Source organism: Sphingomonas sp. H160509, assembly GCF_024124765.2.
Lineage (GTDB): Bacteria > Pseudomonadota > Alphaproteobacteria > Sphingomonadales > Sphingomonadaceae > Sphingomonas.
This window is the reverse complement of record NZ_JAMXSR020000002.1, coordinates 1,890,827-1,907,500: the sequence shown is the minus strand read 5'-3', so window position 1 is coordinate 1,907,500 and position 16,674 is coordinate 1,890,827. Positions and strand designations below refer to the sequence as shown.

The following is a 16,674-nucleotide window of genomic DNA, read 5'->3' as shown; positions in this document are numbered from 1 at the left end:
TGACGGGCTCGCGGGCAACGCACCATCAGCCACAACCTAGAGATGAAGAGAAACGGTTCGCCGTGCGAGAGCACGGTGATTGACGGGCACGCCCGTCGTATTTGACATTGTGAATGGGTTTTTTAAAATCGATGCCGTGAGGTGCTCGATTTTGGAGACGAGGATTGCTTCGGCGGTTCGTGAGGCACTTCTGTGCAGCGCGGATTGGACGAGCGGTTCGAGGCTCCAGATATCGACATCATCATAACTAATAATCTGGCTGAGATTATAATCATCCGCACCTGACAAAGGCCAACGCGCACTGCTCTGCCGAGTTGGTGACCTCTTCGGAGGCACCCAGTGATGTCGTTGGTGGTGTGGACTCTCAAGCGTGAGGTAAGGGCAATTCGTGGATGCCTTGGCACATACAGGCGATGAAGGACGTGGCACGCTGCGATAAGCGTCGGTGAGCTGTGAGCAAGCTTTGACCCGACGATTTCCGAATGGGGAAACCCACCTATCCCGATTAATTCTACTTGAGCAGCAATGCTGGGGTAGAGTTAATTAGGTTAGGTATCACTTAGCTGAATACATAGGCTTCGTGAAGCGAACCCGGCGAACTGAAACATCTCAGTAGCTGGAGGAAAAGACATCAACCGAGATTCCGTTAGTAGTGGCGAGCGAACGCGGACCAGGCCAGTGCCTGAATTTCAACTAGTAGAAGTCTCTGGAAAGTGACGCCATAGCGGGTGACAGCCCCGTATACGAAAGTGAGAATTCAGGACTCGAGTAGGGGCGGAACACGTGAAATTCTGTCTGAACATGGGGGGACCACCCTCCAAGCCTAAATACTCGTATGTGACCGATAGCGAACTAGTACCGTGAGGGAAAGGTGAAAAGCACCCCGATGAGGGGAGTGAAACAGTACCTGAAACGGATTGCCTACAAGCAGTTGGAGGGCTTTTATGGCCTGACAGCGTACCTCTTGCATAATGGGTCTGTGACTTAATGTATCAAGCAAGCTTAAGCCGATAGGTGTAGGCGCAGCGAAAGCGAGTCTGAATAGGGCGCCAGAGTTTGATGTATTAGACCCGAAACCCGGCGATCTAGGCATGACCAGGATGAAGGTGCAGTAACATGCACTGGAGGTCCGAACCGATTAACGTTGAAAAGTTACCGGATGAGTTGTGTTTAGGGGTGAAAGGCCAATCAAGCCGGGAAATAGCTGGTTCTCCGCGAAAACTATTGAGGTAGTGCCTCGCACGAACACCTTAGGGGGGTAGAGCACTGGATGGGCTAGGGGGGTCGCGAGATCTACCAAACCTAACCAAACTCCGAATACCTAAGAGTGATATGCGGGAGACAGACGGCGGGTGCTAAGGTCCGTCGTCAAAAGGGAAACAGCCCTGACCTACAGCTAAGGCCCCCAAATCGTATCTAAGTGGGAAAGCATGTGGGACTTCCAAAACAACCAGGAGGTTGGCTTAGAAGCAGCCATCCTTTAAAGAAAGCGTAACAGCTCACTGGTCTAAACAAGAGGTCCTGCGGCGAAGATGTAACGGGGCTCAAGATACGTGCCGAAGCTTAGGGTGTGCCACTTATGTGGTACGCGGTAGCGGAGCGTTCCGTAAGCCTGTGAAGCGATCTGGTAATGGGTCGTGGAGGTATCGGAAGTGCGAATGCAGACATGAGTAGCGATAAAGAGGGTGAGATGCCCTCTCGCCGAAAGACCAAGGGTTCCTGCGCAAGGCTAATCCGCGCAGGGTGAGCCGGCCCCTAAGACGAGCCCGAAGGGGGTAGTCGATGGGAACCACGTTAATATTCGTGGGCCTGGTGGTGTGTGACGGATCATGTGTGTTGTCATCCCTTATCGGATTGGGATGGCTTCGAAATGGTTCCAGGAAATAGCCCCACCGTATAGACCGTACCCGAAACCGACACAGGTGGTCAGGTAGAGTATACCAAGGCGCTTGAGAGAAGTGTCCTGAAGGAACTCGGCAAATTGCCTCCGTACCTTCGGAAGAAGGAGGCCCTCACTATGCGCAAGCACTTTGAGGGGGCACAGGCCAGGGGGTAGCGACTGTTTAGCAAAAACACAGGGCTCTGCTAAGTCGGCTTCAAGACGACGTATAGGGCCTGACGCCTGCCCGGTGCCTGAAGGTTAAGTGGAGGGGTGCAAGCTCTGAAATGAAGCCCAGGTAAACGGCGGCCGTAACTATAACGGTCCTAAGGTAGCGAAATTCCTTGTCGGGTAAGTTCCGACCTGCACGAATGGCGTAACGACTTCCCCACTGTCTCCAGGACATGCTCAGCGAAATTGAATTCTCCGTGAAGATGCGGAGTACCCGCGGTTAGACGGAAAGACCCCGTGCACCTTTACTGCAGCTTCAGAGTGGCATTAGGGAAGAAACTGTGTAGCATAGGTGGGAGGCTTTGAAGCATCGGCGCCAGCTGATGTGGAGCCATAGGTGAAATACCACCCTGTTTGTTTCTGATGTCTAACCTCGTTCCGTAAGCCGGAACAGGGACCCTCTGTGGCGGGTAGTTTGACTGGGGCGGTCGCCTCCCTAAAGAGTAACGGAGGCGCGCAATGGTGGGCTCAGGACGGTCGGAAACCGTCTGTTAGAGTGCAATGGCATAAGCCCGCCTGACTGCGAGACTGACAAGTCGAGCAGAGACGAAAGTCGGTCATAGTGATCCGGTGGTCCCTCGTGGAAGGGCCATCGCTCAACGGATAAAAGGTACGCCGGGGATAACAGGCTGATAACCCCCCAAGAGCTCATATCGACGGGGTTGTTTGGCACCTCGATGTCGGCTCATCACATCCTGGGGCTGGAGCAGGTCCCAAGGGTTTGGCTGTTCGCCAATTAAAGTGGTACGTGAGCTGGGTTCAGAACGTCGCGAGACAGTTTGGTCCCTATCTGCCGTGGGCGTCGAAATTTGAGAGGAGTTGACCCTAGTACGAGAGGACCGGGTTGAACATACCTCTGGTGTACCAGTCGTTCCGCCAGGAGCGCAGCTGGGTAGCTATGTATGGACGGGATAACCGCTGAAAGCATCTAAGCGGGAAGCCTCCCTCGAGATAAGATTTCATAGAGCCGTCGGAGACCACGACGTTGATAGATCGGATGTAGAAGTGCGGTAACGCATGGAGCTAACCGATACTAATTGCTCTATTCGCGCTTGAGAGTCTCACACCATCAATGACAACACTGGGCAACCAGCTAGCCATTCGATAGTGCGGATGATTAAGACGACGCCAGATTGCCAATCCCCTCGCCGTCGAGGGATTGGTCGAATACCACTACAAACCTTGCACGGTATCGATTTTAAAACCCTCAAGCTTCGCAGCAATGCGAAACTTTGAGGGACCCAGATATGAACGCAAACGCATGTCGCACCGGCTCCATTGCCTGGTGGCTATAGCGTCGGTGTCCCACCCGATCCCATTCCGAACTCGGCCGTGAAACCCGACTGCGCCAATGGTACTATCGCTCAAGCGATGGAAGAGTAGGTCGTCGCCAGGCATTGAAGCCCGTGCAACATGCAAACACACACCATATCCAAAACCCATTCACAATTTCTCATACACTCAGTTCCGCACAACGCGGACACTCGGGCCCCATCGAAGTACCACTTCGATGGGATCTCGGCGCGGGGTGGAGCAGCCCGGTAGCTCGTCAGGCTCATAACCTGAAGGTCACAGGTTCAAATCCTGTCCCCGCAACCAACTTCATTTACAACACCTCCAAGGGTTCACCCGCGGAGGCTTTTTGCGTCTCCGCTCCGGCATAAAGCGACAGCATCGAGGCCAGCTCGCCGCGTAGATCAATCGCGAGATCACCCTCTTCCGGCGTCAGCACCACAGCCTCGATAAGCGCGCGCAACCGTTCGAACGCCTGCGTTTTACCGCGTGCTCTCGAACGCCGCGGTAACCCATCCCGCCTTCTTACTATGCAAACGGCTCAGGTTCGGATGCAGCTTGAAGCCAGCGGATTGACTGCCCCGGGTTTGTCGAAACCCAACTCTTGAAACTAAGAGTCATGACGCGCAAAACAACGAACACGTTTGTGCCCGAGGTCGGCGAGCGGACAGGGCGGGCGGTTTTCGATCACGAGCGGGAGTATCCGTTCAGATGGGCGACGCTGGTATCGATTGCCAAAGAACTCTGTCGTGTTCCGTAAACTCGGCATGAAGAGGTCAGAAGGCAGAGGTCGACAGCGGGAAGCGCGTCGGTGTTTCGACTGCGGTCGCTGACGAGACGAAGGTGCTAGAACGCGAGATACGCGAACGGCGGTAGGCCAATGAAATCCTGCGTAAGCCTGTCCTGCTTGCCTGAGGGGCATTCGGGTATTTGCTCAGGTGGAACTCGACTACCCGCCCCGGCGATGATCACGATCTTTGAGGATAACCAGTGTCCATGGGGTCGAGCCGATCTGCCGCATCCTGTTGATCGCCCCATTCACATATCATGAGCGCGTCGCGCAGTGACAGAATTTGCCGCGCCTACCGGCGCCGGCGCGGCAGGATGTGGCCTTTAAGCCTGAGATAGCCTGTACGTTCGCAGAGAACTAAGCGGCCTAAGGTGCGCATAAGGCCGGCTGGCAGATGACGCGGGAGGGCTGCGTAATCTCTCGTTGTACTATGGAACTGCTGATGGGCGAGATCGGCTTGACACGGGTAATTCGCGGCAAGCCAGCGCCCGACCATCAGCGACAAAGCGGCGCCGTGCCCGCGCGATCACGTCAACCGGCAGTTCTACGCCCCAACGCCGAACATGCAGTGGGTGTCGGACTCCACCTACGTTGCGACTGGGGCAGGTTTGTCTACATCGACTCTTCGACAGGTTCAGGACGGGCTTCGTCATCGACAACCACGCCCGCCGGGGCGTCGAATAGCGTGCCGACGGAACGACATTTCACATTCGTCCCAACGCGATCGAGCAAGCCTTTCACGACCGCGGGTCGGTCCCACGTGGCGGCATCTTTCACCACAGGAACTGCGGCTCATGATACGCGGCGATCACGTACGTCGAGCTGTTCGAAGGCCGGGATCGAGCCGTCGGCCGGCACGGTCGGCGACACCCTGCCTCCGAAGCCGAACGCCAATATTATAGTGTCGCAGACAGCATGGATATGGCGGGGTGACCTAAAAAGCCAAGGCCTTTGCCGGACCCCGCGGCTGTTCAAGCCGCGGTTTCGCGTCGACTAACCTAGGACCGTTAATTTCCAGACTACGCGTCTACACGCGGCCGCGGCTATCGAGAACAGGAACAGTTACTTGTCACTGTTCGTAGCGTCTTCGCCAATTATTATTTTTCAAGAGAAGGCAGACCTACCGTCGCTGCTAGGAAACGCGGAGCGCAGGCTGCGATAGCCAGCCAACATCGAACGGATCTCGCAAGATGTTAATTTGAAGTCTGCGGTTTGGTGATACCCCCTTCGAAAGAAGGGGGGTGAGGCTATACCGTTAATCGCGCAACCACTCGGTTGTGATCTCGCCCCCATGCCCGTTCGGCGCCAGCACGACGCGCAGGGTTTCCAGCAAAGGCGGCAGAGCCTGCACGAAGGCGTAGGGCGGGTTGACGATATAAAGGCCTGCGCCATTATAGATGCCGGGCTGATCGCCATCGTACAACCAATGCTCCACCCCCAGCAATTTCGAAATGCCGAGCTTTCGTAACTCTTCCTTCCACTGCCAATGCGTGGCGCGGTCTTTCAGCGGATACCAGATCACCGTGACGCCATGCGACCATTTGCGAGAGGCAGCCGCAAGGGTGGCTGTGATACGGGCGCGTTCATCGGTCTGCTCGTACGGCGGGTCGACCACCACCACGCCCCGCGCGGTTCTGGGTGGCAGCATCGCCAGCCAAAGTTCGTAGGCGTCGCGCTCATGCACAGCAGCGGGTGTGTCGCGCATCACGCCGCGCAGGGTATAGGCGTCCTCGGGATGTTTTTCGTTCAGGATCAGGAAGTCCTGCGGCCGCAGAAGCTGCGCCAATATCCGCGGCGATCCGGGGTACAGATGCGGCTCGGCCCCGACATTCACCGCCTGCACGGCGGCGCGGTAGTCGTTCAGCAAGGGGTTCGGGTCGGCAAAGGCCCGCAGCACGCCCTGCATGGCCTCGCCGGTGCGCCGGGCATCCTCGCTGCCGAGGTCATACAGACCGCAGCCGGCATGAGTGTCGATTAGGGTCAGCGCGCCCTCTTTTTTGTTGCAAGGCCCGGACGAGCGCGATCAATAGGCTGTGCTTCACCACATCGGCGCTGTTGCCGGCATGGAAGGAATGACGATAATTCATTGCGGCCCAAAATCCTGACGATTTACCTTTACGCGTGCTGCTAGGTGGTTGCCGAGCGCGAGGCGACCAAAGTAGCTGATCCGGTGCTAGTATAAAGCCGCGCAAAAACCTTCAACGCAGTTCTGCGCGAGTCCTCACGCCCGCGTTAGCGAAAGGGCAGGGGGCTTCGGGATGAATGTTGGCTTATACACTGCGCCGCGTCGGGCTTCGCGGGTAGCGAGCGCGATCACCAAGGGACCCGTCGTCCGCCGTAACTGGGGCGATAGAGGTTGGCCGCGCGAAGCATTTCCTCCGATGCCTTACGACGCGATTGCAGGGCACGCGCGCTATTGGCAAGAGAAGTTCAGGGGGGAAGAATGCCCGACCCCGCGCACACCGCCTACGCCACTGGGACGACTTCGCTCAGCCGACAGGACGTCAACGGGGTCTATTGTAGGGTGGTGCTAAAGTTTTCGGTCAGGGGCTGGCAAAGATACTGATCACCAAAGTCATAAGGCGGTAGGGGCACTTTTGAGTCACTCGTTGCACGTAGGGCTATTCCGGGTTTGTTTGCGGCCGGTGAGGATGACGTGGGATTGTTCAACCACTCCGTTGATCGATGGCATTGCTCTACGGGCGGAAGCTTGACAGACGCGGCAATGTCACGGTGCGCGTGTTGTCGAAGATCAGGGTCTGACGACCGCTTTGCCGGTGAAGCTTATGGCACAGACAGCGGTCCGGGCAGCTGTCGGGGAAACCATCTCAGGAGGGCATCGGACAGAGCTGCGGCAACAGCCGAGGGTTCGCCTGTTCGTGTGCCGCTAGCGCGCACCGTGGTCGCCTGTCCGGTCCAGACAACGTGATTGTCGCGGCGCAGCGACACGGTCACCTCGAGACGGGTGACGATCAGGCCATGCAACTGATCCTTCCCCGAGGGCAAAGTCAGCGACAGGCATCTGAGCCCGGCCGCCACGCCCGGTCGACCTGATCGGTCATTGCCGGACCGGACGACGCCGCGCTGTGTCTGGGATACCTCGACCTTGGCGACGTAAAGGCTGTGGTTTGCGTCGGGGAGGGGGCAGGAAAGCTGTTCGAAGGAGGGTTCGCTGCACGGCGTCCGTGAACGTTTTCGTGATAGCGGGAGACGTGGTCGGACGATCAGCAGCCACGATCGATATCGTGCCTGGCTTCACCACGGATGCAGCAACTGGCGATTGCACTAGGGCTGCGGCCGCGGCAAAAATAAGAACGTACATCTGATAGGCGCCGATCAATTACAGGGGACCAGGAGCGCTAACGGCATCGTGCCGGCCCTCCGCGGTAAAAGTGGTGGTCGATCTTGATCGAATGACGATCGTGATCGCGCTCTTCCGTTGCGACAGCCTTCTAGTCGAGCTTCTCGACGTGTCGATCGGCCCATTCCTTGCCTTCATCGCCTCCCCCAAAGAAGCCAAGCGATGTAGCCCGCGGACGGATCAGTGTCCGATCCCCACTCGTGCGTTTTGCCGTCTTTATCGACCTCGTGACGAGCGAAGTAGCTGTGCATCGACTTCACATCCTCGGCGGTCACATCGTCCTGTGCTGCCAATTGTTCGGCACGACGAACCCCGACGTCCGTACCGCCTCGTCCGAAATCGTCGCGTAACTTTAGCCCCTTCGTCGCATTGGCGGCGATCTTCGCAGTTGGTTTGAACGTATCGGGCATCATGCTCTCCCTGTGACGAAGTTCAAACGCGTAGATTTTGGAACATATCCATGAGGGCGGAGCGGCGGAATTTGCCTCGGATCCTCCCGGGTGATGCTGGACGAATTGGCCATCGGGGGGCGGGCCGAGACGGTATCCTCCGGGCTCCTGTGTTCCAGCAACAAGCATTTGATTCGTTGAATTGATGGGAAACTAGCTCGGCTCAAATGGTTTTAGAGCGAGCAAAGGAGATCGACATGACGACCGAACAGCCGAACATTGTACCTGACGACGTGAAGCCGGAGCCGGACGACGCGGAGAGCGCTGCGACCGTTTTAGACGATGCGCAGATGACCAAAACGCCGGGCGGCGGGGGTCTAGGTGGTGCCGATGCCGCGGATGGCTTGAGCGGATCGGGGAAACTCAGCGGTGGTGCGACGCCGAACAGTCCCATCGATGTCCCGGTTCCGCACGGCGGGAGTGGAAACCCAACCCGCGAGGCCCAGCTCAGGTCTTTGAACGATGGCCCCAAGGAACCGCATACCAATCCGAACTGATCAACCTGGGATTACTTTCAAGGAACATCGCGCGGGGTTGGGTGGCACCCCAGCGCCTTCGGGACGTTTAGTGTTTATGCATGATGATAAGACAGTTTGTCTAACGCGGCCGCGTTGTCTTCCCGAAGGCGTAAAGGCCGCCGCCTCGAGGATCATCCGATGAGCGCTGATCGTAACCTGGCCGGGCGGCGTGTCGTGATAACCGGTGCATCGAGCGGTATCGGCGCGGCAACGGCGGTGGCTTTCGCCAAAGCGGGAGCGCGGCTTGTCCTGGGGGGCTCGTGGCAAGGACGGGCTGGACGACGTCGCGCAGCGCTGCGTCGAAGCTGGCGGCAGCGCGATCGTCCGTCCAGTCGACTGCACCGATGCAGGCGGAGTGGCCGTGTTCGCTGCCGAGGCGCGCGATCTACTCGGTGGCATCGACCTGTGGTTCAGTTGCGAAGGCGTCGGTGTGCTTGGCCGGTACGAAGACGTCCCGATCGCGGATCATGCCCGCGTCGTCGATGTGAACCTCGTCGCCCACATGAACGACGTACATGCAGTATTGCCGATCTTCCTCGGGCAGGATCACGGCACGTGGGTAAACATGATCTCAGCCGGCGGTTTCGTTGCCACGCCTTACGCTGCGGCGTATTCGGCGAGCAAGTTCGGGTTGCGCGGGTTCAGCGCGGCGTTGCGCGGCGAGGTGTCGAAGCGCCCGCACATTCACATATGCGACGTCTGCCCAACCTTCGTCGACGAACCCGGCGTTGACCACGCCGGTAACTATACTGGCGCACGGCTTTCGTTACCCGCGGGTTCGCTCGCACCAGAGACGGTTGCTAAGGCTGTCGTGCGGCTAGCCATGCACCCCCGTAACCTCACTGCGGTCGGCGCGCCGGCAATCGCCTTCAAACTCGGCGAGTTCGCGGCGCCGAACCTGCTGGCGGCTATCATGAGTGGCTTCCTCGACACCTGGTCGGCCCGGGCAGCCGACGGCAACGACAGCGATGGGGTGTTGTTCGAACCTGGCGTCCCCGCCGGTCCAGATGGTGGCCGGCGCGATCCACACCGGGGGCGCAAGGTGGCAGCCGCGGCGGGCAGTATGGCGGTTCTCGGTCTTGCGGGGGGTCGGTGTCTGGCTCGGCCGTCGCCGGTGATTGAAGACGACCGCTATCTTGTGGTGCGCCCGTGGATACGGTTCCCAACGGACGCTGTGGTCGCGGATACTGGCGGCTTCGCATTGCGGGAGTTCATCGCGTGACCGAAGCGATCGAGTTGGGACTGCCGGCGCATGCCTTCGACCGTCAGGATGATGGCGACGACCTTGGCTTCTACGCACCCCCCGCGTTTAGTCACGCACATCGACGAGGCAGCTGTCGGCGCACTGACCAGCCTGTACCGCGATGCGATCCCCGCTGGCGGGCGGGTGCTCGACCTCATGTCGAGCTGGGTCAGCCACCTGCCGGACGACGTCGCCTATGCCGAGGTCGTCGGCCACGGCATGAACGAAGAGGAACTCGCGGCCAACCCGCGCCTCGATCGCTGGTTCGTCCAGAACCTGAACGATGTGCCTGACTTGTCCGAAGAGGACGCGCGCTACGATGCCGTACTGATCTGTGTCGGCGTTCAATATCTGCAACACCCCCTGGGGGTACTGCGCGAGGTTCGTCGGGTGCTGAAGCCAGGAGGCCGCGTCATCATAAGCTTCTCGAACCGCTGCTTCCCGACCAAGGCCGTGGCGGTCTGGCGTGCTCTTGATACGCAGGGCCACACCTCGCTCGTCCGCCTCTATCTCAAGACGGCGGGTTTTCGCGGAGTCACGGCATCCTTACTTGCCGACGGTCGCCTGGGCGATCCATTGGTCGCGATAACCGGTCGTAGTTGAGGCTGTTGGCATTACATCAGCAATAGGGGCGCTGCCTTCCCGGTTTAGTACCGTCGCGCCTGTTACAGGTATGTATCGGGCGCAACGGCAAGCCCGCGGTCAGGCCTCGACGCTGGCGGTTAAGGGTGGCGTCTGCTGATGTTGGACGACCAGCCAATCGTCGTGTCCCCGCATCCGCAAAGTCGAGGTGCAATGTGCCTCGTACTTCTCGTCGCCGCTTGCGCAGCGCGCGGTGTACGCAACGACGATCAGGCCCTCTTGAGGTCGTGACACTCGTCGATCCGATAGCTCGACCGTATCCCAATCGGGCGTAGCCTTGACCGCATCCTTCGCTTCCTGCCCCTGGAAGACATAAGGCGGACGGGGCAAGACCATGACGATCTCCTCGTCGATCCGCTCCTGGTAATGCTCGTCGCTGGCATCCCATAGGCTTCCTTCGAATTCCCACACACGCTGGTCGTCCATGCCGTCTCTCCTTCATGGCTCAAGCGCGGGAAGATAGGGGGAGGGTTCCGACGTCTCGGCGCCATCGCGCCGATATCCGTCGGCGTGTCAGGCTAAAACGCCTGTGATGTATGGGCTGCCCTGCGTTGGAGCATGACACTGTCAGATACGGTCGAGGCACAGGGGCTAACGGCTCGTCAGGTGGATAGTGACCGGCGCCGTGCGATCACACCTACTGTTCCCGCATCCCCTTCAGGAAGAAGCGGCTCTTCCCAGCCCCAGCCAGCGTCGCGTCTTGGCAATGCGGCGCAGGACAACCCGTTCGACTAAGAGGACGATCACGAGTGTCGTGCCGAACAGCGGCATGTAGACCCCAAGCCCGACGATCGCTGCCACCAACCCGATCCGAAAGCGCGGCCGGTTCTGCGGCAATGGTGCGCCCAGCAAACCCGTCGGTCGCCTCCGCCACCACATGATCCCGCCCGATACGGCGAGGACGGTCAGCAGCAGCGCGGTTAGCGTGCCGAGGATCTGATTGGCGATGCCGAACAGCGCGCCCTCGTGCGCCGCGATGCCGTAGCCGATGACCCGGTCGATCCAATGGCGGTCGGCGAACGCGACACGGCCGACAAGGCGGCCTGTCGCACCATCGACCTGCGCGTCCGATCGCAGTGGGCGATCGGCTGCGTCCGATGACACCGCCCACGGCCCGCCTTCATGCGCGGGGGAGACAGCAGCACAGGCGGTGCAATCCGCAACGGCCGGACCGTAGCGATCACGCGCCCAAGCTCACCGGGCGGGATCGGCGGGGCAGCCATGACCATGCCGTCATGCCCGGCGTGAGCCCCAAGCATCGCGTCCGCTTTCGCCGTCGGCGCCTTGCCGCCGATCGTCCAGTCGACGGGACCCTGCGTCGTGCCCGTGAGCGTGCGGACCTCCCCCAGATAGCTGCCCCAGGCATTTGCCCATGGAAGGCCAGTGAGGATCAGCCCGAGCGCGAACACCGAAACCCAGATGCCGGCAGTCGCGTGGATATCACGCCAGAACACGCGTCGGCCGCGCCCCAGGCGAGGGTAGAGGGACACCCGCGAGGCCCTTCCTGTTGCGCGGCCACCATAGATAAAGCCCGGTCAGGAGCATGACGATCGCCCAGCACGCGGCGATCTCGACGAGGTAGCTGCCCCACACCCCCGCGAGCAATTCGCCGTGAAGGCGCGATACAACGTTGAGCGGCCGGTCTTCCTCGCCGATGACCTTCAGCACCGCAAGCGAGTGCGGATCGACATAGACGCGGTGATCAACGCCATCGGCGGAGACGATCACACGCACGGCGTTTCCCGGATGCTCCGGGAGTACGTATTTATGCAGCGACGATCGTGGCACCGCAGCCAGTGCCACCCGCACCTGCGCGTCGGGTGAGACGGTCCGCCCGGCAACGGGAAGATGATAGTAGGGCTGGTCCAACCATGCTTCCAGCTGCGGTCGCCACAGATAGATCATGCCCGTTAGTGACAACCAGATAATGAATGGGATGCAGAACAGCCCCTGCATAGAAGTGCCAACGCCATACCGCGTTGTACCACCGTGCGCCGGGTTCCCGATGGCCGCCGGGTGGGTTCGTGTTCATCGCTGAAGCGTCCATGCCCGCCATCATAATGCCTGGGTCAGACGTATCCCGACAGTCCGCGGCGGACCGACGAGATAGGAAAAGTAGCTGTTCGCAGTGGTGTTGCCGGGCGACGTCGTGAACTCCTGGCCAAAGACCGGCACGGCGTCGAACAGGTTGGTGACGAACAGGTCGACCCCCCAGGCCGCCATGCATCGTCACCCCCCGCGGAGGCATCGACCAGCGTGTAGGCCGGACGCGGCAGCACCTCGCCTTCGCCGAACCCGCTGTTGGATTCGCCGACGTGGCGCGCCGCGGCGAACAGCGTGCCGGTCAGCCCTTCTGTGAGCGCGGTCTCGTACTCGCCGCGCACATTCCATAGCCAGCGCGGCACATCGAGCACACGCGAGCCTGCCGGCAGCAGCAAGTTGGGCACGTCGTTGCGGTAGGTCGCGTCGGTGAACGATCCGCCCGCGTGAAGATCGAGCCCCCGGACCGGCGACACGGAAACTTCAAGCTCGCCGCCACGGCTACGAACCCGGCCGGCGTTGACAGTGAAGGAGATGGTCATCGCGTTGTTGATCCCGCACGCAGTCTGGAACGCCTGCTGATAGTCCTTCCAGTCGATCGCATAGGCAGCGCCGTTGATCCGCACACGACCACCCCAGAGACTGGTCTTGGCGCCTATCTCGTAATTGTCGGTACGATCGCTGTCGTAAGGTGGCGGTACGTCGGGAATGCCCGCCGCGCGACGTTCCGCGGCAGAGCAGATATCATCGGTCACGGGCGCATTGACGCCCCCGGTGCGGAATCCCTGCGAGTAGCTGGCGTAGAGCGTCGCGGCACGGCTTGGCTCATAGCTCAGCGTGAAGCGCGGTGTGACGCCGTTCTCGCGATTGCGCTCGTCATAATCGTAGGCGAGGTCGCCGCCTGCGACGCCACCAATCCCGTAGCGTCGGCTTGCTTCGCGTTGGCGATAGGCAAACACACGGGCTCCCGCAGCGACCTTCACCTTCGGTACCACGGTATAGGTCAGCTCGCCGAACGCCGCGATCTCCCTCTCACGGAAGCGCACCGTCGTGTCTTGGATGACGGCCGGGCTGCTGGCACCAAGCGGCAGCGGCGCGGTGACGCCGAACAGGTCGGCGACGGTGATGCTGCGACCGGAGCCCTGATGAAGGTCGCGGTAGAGCGCGCCGAACACATATTGCAGCCGCCCCGGGCCATCGGACACCGCGCGCACCTCCTGCGTAAATTGTCTCGTGCGACCGAAATCCACGAGCGGCGTTGGGAACAGCCTGCCCCCGGGACCCGGTCCGACGATGTCCTCGACGATCGGAGAGTCGAATGCGGTGACGTCGAACGACAGCCGGTTGCGCCGGTCGAGCCAGGACGAATTCGACGACAGCGTGAAGCCCCCGAGCGCGTCGAACCGGTTCTCGATCAGCAGCGAGCCGATGACGAACCGGTCCTTGGCATACGTGTCCGCATGCCGCGCCTTCAGCCGAGCGCGCTTGTCGAAGGTCACGTCGCTATGGGGACGGTCCGCGTTGCTATAGGCGTCCTGCCAGACCAACGACGGCGTGATCGTCAGGGTCGGTGTTGTATTCCAGCGCAGAGCGGCGCGAACCGTGCCGGTGCGCGTCCAGTTGACGTCCTTGCGAACGGCCGACGTTCCCGCATTCTCGGTCAGGTCGCCGGTAGTCGGCCGCAGATCGTCGATCCAGCCGCCCTGCCGGACAAACCCGCCCGATATGCGCAGCGCGAGTGTATCGGCGATGATCGGGAAATTGAGCATCGCCTTGGCGTCCCAGCTCGTGCCGCCATCGGTGACGGTCGAAACGCTCGCCTGACTCAGTGCGGCGATCTTGGTCGGGTCGGGCTGGTTGGTCACGATGCGGACCAGGCCGCCCATCGATGACGACCCGAACAACACGCCTTGCGGTCCGCGCAGCACTTCGACCCGAGCGACGTCGAACAGCTGCGGGTCGGGCTGTGAAAAGCCGCGGAGTGCGCGGGTCTGAAGCGGGGTCTCGTCGAGGTAGACGCCCGTGGTCGGCGACTGGACGAACCCCACCCCGCCTATCCCGCGTATGATGTACTGCGAGTTGCCGGGCCCGGTGGTCGCGAAGGCCAAGCCCGGCACGGAGTCCGCGACGCGGGAGAAGTCCTGCGCGTCGAGGCGGCGAAGCAGGTCGGCGGAAAGGATGGTAACGCTTGCCGGCACGTCCTGAAGCGCCTGCGGGCGTTTCAGCGCCGTGACGATGATGTCGCCGGTTTGCGCTGTGTGGAGGTCCTGCGCATTGGTGACTGTCAGGTCGGACTTCGTGATGCGTGCCGCGTCATCCTGAGCGGACGCTGGTACGGCGAGCAGGAGGCAGGGCAGGCACGCCCCTGCCAGCAAGTGAGTTCGGATCATGGATAGGCCTTTGACCGGCCCTCGCGATAGCGCGCGGTCCGTGGACGTGGTTGCTCTCGAAGGAGCAGACGATCAGTCGGTCAAAGGGCGGCCGGGGACCGCGAAGCGGAGGCCGTAGGTAGCCGCGGCGGACCGTCGCCGGTTGGACGGCTGGTGACAGCCCGATCGCTATGACGAAGGCGATCAGGGCGACGAGCTGAACGGGATCGATCGCACCGAGCGATGCGGCTGACAGGCCCGCAAACGCGCACGGCATTTCAGCCTTGCCGTGGTCCTTCGCTTTGCCGTGATCAGGCATCTCGCCGTGCGTCCCCGACATGGTCATCGTCGTGGCGTTGGGGGCAACGCCGGAACATAGCTCGATCGTAATCCGGCCGTGCTCACTGCCGATCATGTACCCGGTCGGTACGAGCAGCTTCAGTAACAACGCTGCCGCGCAGAAAAGCACGGCAAAATAGCGTTGCGCTAAGAGGCGACGAGTCGCGAGCATCGAAGGCAAGGTAGCGCAGCTAGCGGGTGGTGTCTTGGTTGACCTGCCAGAGCGGGCGTACGGCTGTACGGGGCCATTCCCGTTGAACATTTCTGCCACCCTGGTTGGCAATGCCAGCATGGCGAAAGGTTCGGCTAACAGCTCCATGCCGCCGCGCAGTAACAGCTGCCACTTCAGATGCGCCTGATTGCGCGATGATCTCGCGGTCATCGCTGCTCTCTGACGCGCTACTCGATAGCAGGCCCATCCCAAGGGCGAGTGACATAAAGCTCTAGCACCGATTAGAGTGAGCTGTAGCGATGCTGGGAAAAGGTGTCGCGTCGCTCGCCGACGTCGCGCAATCGGCAGGCGTTGTCGATCAGTCCCATCTGACCAGAACCTTCCAGTCTCGTCTCGACATAACTCCTGCCTATTAGGGTAAATCTCGATATGTTGAGCTGATACAAGACGCGAACGCTGCCATGTGGCAGGTACTGGCTGTATCCCTTCAGGAAACCGGCCTATGAAATCAATCAAAACTGCTGTCATCGCGCCCAGCGCCGTCGCGTTGTCCGCTGCTGCCTCTGCGCCGGGTATCGCCTCGCTCTCGAAACGTTCCTCGCGGCGTTCGGTCATGACGAACACTTCGATGTGCGAGCGTAGTTTTGCTTCACAATGGTAGAGTAGTCGCGGAGCGCTATTATGGTGAATTGGCAAACACCGTTCATGACATCCGGTCGGCGAGAAAGAACGTAAACTTCACTGCTCGTCGGCATAGCGATCGACTGGAGCAATTGCACCGCCCAGACGACACGGTTTCCGTCTACTGGCCCGGATCCGCCGCCATAGCGATCGATAATGTTGCCATCGGGATGTCCTAACGATGCGATCGGGGGCTGGCCGCGTTCGTTTAGAATCCACCATCACTGGGTAACGAAGACAACCTCGATGCGGCAGCTCATCCACTGCATTCCCGCCTTAGATTCCCGCGCTAATCGGCCTGGCTTGCGATATCGCCACAATTCGGTCTCTGCCTACACCGGCGATGTCGTCTTCGCGAAAGCAACCGGGCAATTTATGGCTGATTTCGCACGACCGTCACTGTTCCTGCCGTCGCGTATTTGTCGCTGGAAGTGGGTGGCTGATGCTGGCGTCACCAAGGGCCAAGGCCATCGTTCTTTGAAAACACGCGATCTGGCAAAATGGTGCGAGGCGGAGGAGTGTATCGAGGTCGCCGTATTGTCCACATAAAGGTGGATACGCGCCGCACTCTTTCCGAAAGTCGGCATTGCCGATAGCAACCCTTACGCCGACGGCTATGACCATTTCTGGTATTGAGAGATTTAGCAGGTCAGTAGAGTATGGATCC

General features: G+C 60.3%; 12 protein-coding genes, 1 tRNA gene, 2 rRNA genes, 2 pseudogenes and 1 other annotated feature. Of the genes and pseudogenes, 8 read left to right on the top strand and 9 right to left on the bottom strand.

The features are described 5' to 3' along the window. The first annotated feature begins 365 nt into the window (after positions 1–365). The 3 genes from NHF48_RS10990 to NHF48_RS10980 all read left to right on the top strand — a co-directional run bounded on the left by NHF48_RS10990 (position 366) and on the right by NHF48_RS10980 (position 3,709). A 23S ribosomal RNA gene (locus NHF48_RS10990) occupies positions 366–3,167 on the top strand. A gap of 224 nt (positions 3,168–3,391) precedes the next feature. Beyond that, positions 3,392–3,506, top strand: a 5S ribosomal RNA gene (gene rrf / locus NHF48_RS10985). Positions 3,507–3,632: 126 nt separating this feature from the next. Next, positions 3,633–3,709, top strand: a tRNA-Met gene (locus NHF48_RS10980). Positions 3,710–3,716: 7 nt separating this feature from the next. On the opposite strand, the gene NHF48_RS10975 is transcribed toward NHF48_RS10980, so the two are convergent. From NHF48_RS10975 to NHF48_RS10965, 3 genes and pseudogenes are all read right to left on the bottom strand, one after another. Then, positions 3,717–3,866, bottom strand: coding sequence for a hypothetical protein (locus tag NHF48_RS10975; protein WP_253071133.1), 150 nt, complete (start codon positions 3,864–3,866; stop codon positions 3,717–3,719). Between the two features lie 460 nt (positions 3,867–4,326). Beyond that, positions 4,327–4,440, top strand: a sequence feature (AL1L pseudoknot). 1,008 nt (positions 4,441–5,448) lie between these two features. Then, positions 5,449–6,280: pseudogene (locus tag NHF48_RS10970) on the bottom strand (23S rRNA (adenine(2030)-N(6))-methyltransferase RlmJ). A gap of 1,408 nt (positions 6,281–7,688) precedes the next feature. Further along, a complete protein-coding gene (locus NHF48_RS10965) occupies positions 7,689–7,964 on the bottom strand; it encodes a hypothetical protein (protein ID WP_253071132.1) in 276 nt (91 codons plus the stop codon). Between the two features lie 236 nt (positions 7,965–8,200). Here NHF48_RS10965 and NHF48_RS10960 point away from each other — a divergent pair, with 236 nt between their 5' ends. The 3 genes from NHF48_RS10960 (at position 8,201) to NHF48_RS10950 (ending at position 10,367) form a co-directional block, all read left to right on the top strand. Beyond that, complete coding sequence (locus NHF48_RS10960) at positions 8,201–8,500, top strand: hypothetical protein (RefSeq protein WP_253071131.1); 300 nt, start codon at positions 8,201–8,203, stop codon at positions 8,498–8,500. 265 nt (positions 8,501–8,765) lie between these two features. Next, positions 8,766–9,743, top strand: a complete 978-nt coding sequence (locus NHF48_RS10955) for an SDR family oxidoreductase (RefSeq protein WP_253071130.1) — start codon at positions 8,766–8,768, stop codon at positions 9,741–9,743. Positions 9,744–9,773: 30 nt separating this feature from the next. Beyond that, a complete protein-coding gene (locus NHF48_RS10950) occupies positions 9,774–10,367 on the top strand; it encodes a class I SAM-dependent methyltransferase (RefSeq protein WP_253071129.1) in 594 nt (197 codons plus the stop codon). Between the two features lie 99 nt (positions 10,368–10,466). Here the strand turns inward: NHF48_RS10950 and NHF48_RS10945 are convergent, their stop codons facing one another. From NHF48_RS10945 to NHF48_RS10930, 6 genes and pseudogenes are all read right to left on the bottom strand, one after another. Further along, complete coding sequence (locus NHF48_RS10945; RefSeq protein WP_056485817.1) at positions 10,467–10,832, bottom strand: hypothetical protein; 366 nt, start codon at positions 10,830–10,832, stop codon at positions 10,467–10,469. Positions 10,833–11,063: 231 nt separating this feature from the next. Beyond that, on the bottom strand, positions 11,064–11,510 hold the full coding sequence (locus tag NHF48_RS25015) for a PepSY domain-containing protein (RefSeq protein ID WP_342454632.1): 447 nt from the start codon (positions 11,508–11,510) through the stop codon (positions 11,064–11,066). 125 nt (positions 11,511–11,635) lie between these two features. After that, positions 11,636–11,860: pseudogene (locus tag NHF48_RS25010) on the bottom strand (PepSY domain-containing protein); the annotation flags it as partial. Beyond that, positions 11,847–12,311 (bottom strand): PepSY-associated TM helix domain-containing protein, encoded by a 465-nt coding sequence (locus NHF48_RS25005; protein ID WP_342454631.1) that lies wholly within the window; start codon positions 12,309–12,311, stop codon positions 11,847–11,849. The gene NHF48_RS25005 and the pseudogene NHF48_RS25010, both read right to left, overlap by 14 nt. Positions 12,312–12,475: 164 nt before the next feature. Beyond that, positions 12,476–14,836, bottom strand: coding sequence for a TonB-dependent receptor (locus NHF48_RS10935; RefSeq protein ID WP_253071128.1), 2,361 nt, complete (start codon positions 14,834–14,836; stop codon positions 12,476–12,478). Then, positions 14,760–15,263 carry a DUF2946 family protein gene (locus NHF48_RS10930; protein WP_263816840.1) on the bottom strand — a complete coding sequence of 168 codons (504 nt, stop codon included), beginning with the start codon at positions 15,261–15,263 and terminating at the stop codon, positions 14,760–14,762. The genes NHF48_RS10935 and NHF48_RS10930 overlap by 77 nt, the downstream gene beginning before the upstream one ends. A 362-nt stretch (positions 15,264–15,625) precedes the next feature. On the opposite strand from NHF48_RS10930, the gene NHF48_RS25960 reads away from it, so the two are divergent. Further along, positions 15,626–15,742 (top strand): helix-turn-helix transcriptional regulator, encoded by a 117-nt coding sequence (locus NHF48_RS25960; RefSeq protein WP_446741146.1) that lies wholly within the window; start codon positions 15,626–15,628, stop codon positions 15,740–15,742. 511 nt (positions 15,743–16,253) lie between these two features. Further along, positions 16,254–16,556, top strand: coding sequence for a hypothetical protein (locus NHF48_RS10925; RefSeq protein WP_253071126.1), 303 nt, complete (start codon positions 16,254–16,256; stop codon positions 16,554–16,556). The last annotated feature ends 118 nt before the right edge of the window (positions 16,557–16,674 follow it).

Bases quoted from the DNA above. Each gene is read 5' to 3' on its own strand.
- NHF48_RS25005 (WP_342454631.1), bottom strand. From the start codon at position 12,311: ATGATCTATCTGTGGCGACCGCAGCTGGAAGCATGGTTGGACCAGCCC.
- NHF48_RS25960 (WP_446741146.1), top strand. From the start codon at position 15,626: ATGCTGGGAAAAGGTGTCGCGTCGCTCGCCGACGTCGCGCAATCGGCA.
- NHF48_RS10960 (WP_253071131.1), top strand. From the start codon at position 8,201: ATGACGACCGAACAGCCGAACATTGTACCTGACGACGTGAAGCCGGAG.
- NHF48_RS10925 (WP_253071126.1), top strand. From the start codon at position 16,254: ATGCGGCAGCTCATCCACTGCATTCCCGCCTTAGATTCCCGCGCTAAT.
- NHF48_RS10950 (WP_253071129.1), top strand. From the start codon at position 9,774: ATGCCTTCGACCGTCAGGATGATGGCGACGACCTTGGCTTCTACGCAC.
- NHF48_RS10935 (WP_253071128.1), bottom strand. From the start codon at position 14,836: ATGATCCGAACTCACTTGCTGGCAGGGGCGTGCCTGCCCTGCCTCCTG.
- NHF48_RS10945 (WP_056485817.1), bottom strand. From the start codon at position 10,832: ATGGACGACCAGCGTGTGTGGGAATTCGAAGGAAGCCTATGGGATGCC.
- NHF48_RS10965 (WP_253071132.1), bottom strand. From the start codon at position 7,964: ATGCCCGATACGTTCAAACCAACTGCGAAGATCGCCGCCAATGCGACG.